Genomic DNA, 1,136 nt, shown 5'->3' on the forward strand with positions numbered 1-1,136 from the left:
GCCGAACAGGAGGATCGTGGCGCCTTTCTCAAGCCACGAATCGCCGGTGGCCAGCGCCATCACATGCGCCTTCGAGACCATGGGCACCATGCCGAAGTCGAAGGTGGCGAGCGTCTTGGTCGGATCCAGATGCGACTCGGTGCGATGACGCTCGATTCTGCGTTTGGCCCGCTCGGCGAGTTCATGTTCGAGCAATGCACCGAGTAACCGGGAGGCCTGCCAGCTTTCCTTGTCCGAGCGTTCGGCGAAGTCCGGCCACAACCGGCCGATGGTTGACAGGCGCAATTCGTTGAGCATCAGCGCGATACGGCCTGCATCGTAGGCGGCGTTCATGCGAGCACCTCCTCATCGAGCAACGTGTCATAGAGCGCGGCGGACGGCATGTCGACGACAACCACCGGACACTCGGCCTGGCGCGGCGCGAACTCATCGAACAGCGCCTTCAGGTCGGGCAGTTCACCGAGTTCGAGCAATGCATCGAGCCTCAGCGCCAGTTGCGCCTCGACGCCGTGGTTTCCTGCCAGCTCAAGCAGGCCCACCATGGTCTTGCATGCGCTGCGCGGCGTCAGTGCTACCTCGAGCCGTTCCCAGGTCCGCCGGTAGGCTTCACGCGGAAACAGATCGTCACGGAACGCGAGGCCCCTGAAGGCCTGCGGCTTGCGTTTGAGTGATTCGATGAAGTGCCGGTAGTCGATGCCGCGACCGCGCCGTTTGCTCGTGTGCGTGGCTCTCGCTGTGCTGTGCACGAGCGCGCCAGACAGATAGCAATCGAGCCGGTCACTGTAGAGGCGTACCTTCAGGCGATGACCGATCAGCCGCGACGGCGCGCTGTACAGGACGCAACGCACGGTGAACGTGCCGCAGCGGGTCACGCGCGCCTCTTCCTCAACGAAGTCGGTGGTACGGTGCTCAGGCAGGTCCAGCAGGTGTTCGCGCTCGATCTGGAACGCTGCTGCATTGCGCCGGTTGCGGCGCATTACCACTCCGCGCACGAACTCGTCGTACGCGGCGCGGTCCGCGAAGTCGCGATGACCTCGCAACTCCAGGGCCTGATCGAGCTGATCCTTCAGATAGCGATGCGAGGACTCGACGCTGCCATTCTCGTGATTATGGCCTCGAGGCCATAAAGCAGAGGG

General features: G+C 63.5%; 2 protein-coding genes. Both read right to left on the minus strand.

Annotation, left to right across the window (positions count from 1 at the left end; translation table 11 throughout):
- A partial coding sequence (locus tag P0D80_RS50335; protein WP_408296267.1) for an ATP-binding protein occupies positions 1 to 333 on the minus strand: 333 nt, incomplete at its 3' end.
- Positions 330 to 1,136 (minus strand): Mu transposase domain-containing protein (locus tag P0D80_RS50340; protein ID WP_408296270.1); only part of this gene is annotated, 807 nt, incomplete at its 5' end. The genes P0D80_RS50340 and P0D80_RS50335, both read right to left, overlap by 4 nt.

Source organism: Paraburkholderia sp. RL17-373-BIF-A, from assembly GCF_046030175.1.
Taxonomy (GTDB): Bacteria; Pseudomonadota; Gammaproteobacteria; order Burkholderiales; family Burkholderiaceae; genus Paraburkholderia.